The organism is Nocardioides pelophilus, from assembly GCF_014180685.1.
Classification (GTDB): Bacteria; Actinomycetota; Actinomycetes; order Propionibacteriales; family Nocardioidaceae; genus Nocardioides; species Nocardioides pelophilus.
The window spans coordinates 1-3,532 of record NZ_JACEHF010000174.1; the positions used below are offsets into that span (position 1 = coordinate 1).

Sequence of the window (3,532 nt, forward strand, 5' to 3'; positions counted from 1 at the left end):
CGGCACCTGTGGCGGCTGCCAGATGCTGGGCCGCTCGATCTCCGACCCCGAGGGGGTCGAGGGGCCGGCGGGAGCGGAGGCCGAGGGGCTCGGGCTCCTTGACCTGACCACGACCTTCCGCGCCGAGAAGACCCTGCGCCTGCACGAGCCGGCCGGCTACGAGATCCACCACGGCACGGTGACCGGCGAGACCCGCGCGGGGACCGTTACCGGCACGATGGTGCACGGGTCGCTCGAGGACGATGCGGCGCGCTCGTCGTACCTCCGCGAGGCGCTGGGCATCGCATCGGCCGCGTCGTTCCCCGAGGCGCGGGAACGGCGGCTGGACGTGCTCGGCGACCTCGTCGAGCAGCACCTCGACGTCGACGCCCTGCTGGAGCTCACCGGTGGCTGAGGTGCGAGCGCCAGCGAGCCTCGAACCCCGGGTCCTCGTCCTCGGCGGCACGTCCGAGGCACGGGAGCTCGCGGGCCTGCTGGTCGACGCCGGCGTGCCGGTGACGACGTCGCTCGCCGGACGGGTCGCGCGTCCGCGGCTGCCGGTGGGCGAGGTGCGGATCGGCGGGTTCGGCGGCGTCGACGGGCTGCGCGCGGCGCTGGGGGAGTACGACGTGGTGGTCGACGCGACCCACCCGTTCGCGACCGGCATGTCGGCCAACGCCGCTGCCGCCTGCCCCGCCGAGGGCGTGCCGTTGCTCCGTCTCGAACGGCCCGGCTGGGCGGACCGGTCGCAGGCGTCGTGGACCTGGGTCGACACCCATGAGCAGGCCGCGACCGCCGCCGCGGACCTGGGGGACCGGCCGTTCCTCACCGTCGGCCGTCAGGAGCTGGCCCGGTTCGTCCCGGCGCTGGCCGAGCGTGGAGTGCTCGCTCGCGTCGTGGACCCGCCCGACATCGAGTTGCCTCCGGCCTGGACGCTGGTGACCAGCCGCGGGCCGTACACGCTGCCCGGCGAGCTCGACCTCATGCGCGGGCACGGGACCGACGTGCTCGTCACCAAGGACTCCGGCGGGTCCTACACCTGGCCGAAGCTGGAGGCCGCCGCCGAGCTCGGACTGCCGGTCGTCGTCGTCCGGCGGGCTGCCGGCGCCGACGGGGTCGAGACCGTCGCCGACGTGGCCGCTGCCGTGGACTGGGTGACGGCGTTGTCGGGCAAGGCCGTCAGTCGGCGTCGAGGACCCGGATCCGGTAGCGCTCCCGCACGTCCCCGACCTCGAGCTTGATCGCGACGAACTCCCGCCCCTCGCGCAGGCCGTCCTTCCGGATCGGGATGGTCAGGGTGATCGATTCCTTGCGTGGAGGGAAGTCGTCGCCGATCCCGGCGTAGATCCGCCACAGGGGTCGTCGCGGCTCCGCCGAGTCGGCGTGGGTCTCGAGCCATGCCAGGGGTACGTCGGAGCCGCGCAGGTCGGTGCCCCGGGTGCGCACCGCACGACCGAAGGCGTAGAACGGGACGCTCGAATCGCCGCGCCGGGTGATCGTGAACTCGATCCGCTGACCTTCCCGGACGGTGCGCGTCACGTCGACCTCGAAGGTCGGCACCGGGTCGTCGTCCCGCACGCTCAGCCCACCGATGTAGTCGTCGGTGGCGACGCCGTGGAGCGGCCAGATGGCGACCTGGATCTCCTGGTCGTAGCCGAACAGGTCGTTGGCGTCGTACTCGACGGGGACGTAGCCCGCCGTCTGACCGGGTGCGATGTCGATGACGAGTCGCTGGACCTGGCCGCGCTCCTGACCGGCGGTGAAGACGGCGAGCCGGGACTGGCGGGTGACCGCGCCCGCGATCGTGAAGGGGATGCGCGCGAGCTGGGTCCCGCCGGTGCCCTCGTCGATCCGGACCCTGCCGATGCTCACCCGCGGGAGCCGCTGGGTCTGAGCCGGCGGGGGCGCGGCGGGCGCCGCGGCCATGTCGGCGATCCAGATCCGGCCCTCCGGGCTGCCGGAGACGACCTCGACGGACCTGATGTCGGTCAGGTCGACCCCCGACGCGCCCTGCGCCTCGACCACGACCGTCGTGGCCCAGAGCTTGGTCCCGTAGGAGATGGTCGGCAGCGCCACCAGCTCGGTGCCGGTCAGGGGAGCGAGCACCGCGGACCCGCCCGAGCCGTCCGAGATCCGCACCTCGATCCCGGGAGCTCCGTGGGAGGGATCGAGCACCGTGCGCAGCTCGAGCCGGTCAACGCTCAGGTCGAGCGGCTCGGCGAAGGACAAGCCGCCCGCAGCACCCTCCTCCTGCCAGGAGAACTCGAGGAACTTCCGGGTCGGCACGGCCTCGCCCTCCATCGGCCAGTGCGGGGTCACCCACTCCTGGTTGCGGCGGGCGCAGATCGCGAACGACCCGCTCGAGTACGACGAGATGCCGCTGCACAGCCGCGCATCACCATCGCCCTCCACGATCGTCGGCCGGGCGTCCGTGCCGGGACGCCGGATCGAACGCCCGCCGCCGATCGCGTGGCTCAGGACCTCTGCGTCGCCGACCGAGGGCACGGTGACGGGGGAACCGTCGTACAGCGGGGCGTAGTCGTCGTCGCCGATGAACAGGTGGACGGCACCGGCGACGTACGCCGTGCCGACCGCGCGCTGCTCGCGGGGCAGCAGCCGGTCGGGGTGGCGGCGGCCGCAGATCGCGTCCCGGTCGCCGCCCCAGTCGTCCCACGACGGTGCGACGGCGGTGGCCGGCGTCCACTCGGTGTTGAAGAAGTTGTGGTTGGCCCCCAGCACCATGACCGAGCTCTTGATCGAGGTGTCGCCCGGGGCCAGGTCGCGGGCGACGTCGGTGAACCGCTGGCCCTGCAGGTCGAAGACGTCGCCGTCGCAGTAGGGGAGGACGGTGACGGTCGGGACGTACGGCGCCGTGTGCCACGCGAAGTCGGTCGGCGCGAGCAGCACCTGCCCGGCGATGCGGTACGGCGCGCTCGCGGGGATCTGGATCGAGGCGCGGTCGACGCCCTCGCCCCCGCGGCTGTGGCCGACGAGGACGACCTGGTCGAGGTCGACCTGGTGGGCGGCGGCGAGGTCGACCCAGCGGTCGAGGTGCTCCTGCACGATGGCCGCCCGGGCGTCGGCACCGCCGTCGAGGAGCGCGTAGTCCTGGGCGTTGATGCCGTTGACCCGCACCGAGACGGTCGCGTAGCCCTGGCTCGCCAGCACCTGCTGCGCGTAGTCGTAGCCGAGGTGGCTGGGGATCTCCGCGAGCGGGGCCTGGCACGGCCAGCGGCCGTTGTCACCGCCATCGGGGTCGTCCGGGTTGTAGCAGACGCTGTGCCGGCCGTGCATGAACAGCACCAGTGGCCGCGGGCCGGTGGCCTCGCCCGGGGCCGGCTCGACCACGTGACCGACCATCTCGATCGGCTGGCGCATCCCGGGCAGCTTCACGGGGTCCCAGTCGTAGTCGCTGGTCACGACGGCATACGGTCCCGGCTCGCCGGGGTCGGCGGCGAGCAGCTCGCTGGTGACCCGGTCGGGGACGGCGTCCGTCGTACCGCCGCCGGCCGGGTCGAAGCCGGCCTCGTCGAGGCGGTCGCCGGACAGCACG

General features: G+C 73.4%; 2 protein-coding genes and 1 pseudogene. 2 read left to right on the forward strand and 1 reads right to left on the reverse strand.

The features are described 5' to 3' along the window. Both H0488_RS19750 and H0488_RS19755 read left to right on the forward strand, forming a co-directional pair. A pseudogene (locus tag H0488_RS19750) lies at positions 1–394 on the forward strand (cobyric acid synthase); the annotation flags it as partial. Further along, positions 387–1,220 carry a cobalt-precorrin-6A reductase gene (locus tag H0488_RS19755; protein ID WP_183100953.1) on the forward strand — a complete coding sequence of 278 codons (834 nt, stop codon included), beginning with the start codon at positions 387–389 and terminating at the stop codon, positions 1,218–1,220. The pseudogene H0488_RS19750 and the gene H0488_RS19755, both read left to right, overlap by 8 nt. Here the strand turns inward: H0488_RS19755 and H0488_RS19760 are convergent. After that, a partial coding sequence (locus tag H0488_RS19760; RefSeq protein WP_183100945.1) for an alpha/beta hydrolase occupies positions 1,159–3,532 on the reverse strand: 2,374 nt, incomplete at its 5' end. The genes H0488_RS19755 and H0488_RS19760 overlap by 62 nt on opposite strands.